The sequence below is a fragment of the Lacibacter luteus genome, assembly GCF_004118265.1.
In the GTDB taxonomy this organism is placed as follows: domain Bacteria; phylum Bacteroidota; class Bacteroidia; order Chitinophagales; family Chitinophagaceae; genus Lacibacter; species Lacibacter luteus.
On sequence record NZ_SDHW01000024.1, the window covers coordinates 1 to 265 of the forward strand.

The following is a 265-nucleotide window of genomic DNA, read 5'->3' on the forward strand; positions in this document are numbered from 1 at the left end:
TGTTACCACATGCATCTTCTGCCTTCCAGCTGCGGATCAGTTTGTAATTACCTGCACAGTTACCATCTACTCTTGTTTCACCAAGATAAGTCACCTTCGGTGCAGCATCACATTTATCAGTGGCTGTAGCTGTTCCAACTGCCGGTACATTATCACAGGATGCGGCTGCATCTGCAGGCACGGTTAACTCTGGTGCAGTATTATCTGTTACCGTGATGGTTTGTGTTTTTGTAACACTGTTACCACATGCATCTTCTGCCTTCCA

General features: G+C 46.0%; 1 protein-coding gene. It reads right to left on the reverse strand.

Annotated elements, in window-relative coordinates; all coding sequences use genetic code 11:
• Positions 1-265: hypothetical protein (locus tag ESA94_RS21320; RefSeq protein ID WP_164972834.1), on the reverse strand; the 265-nt coding region annotated here is incomplete at both ends.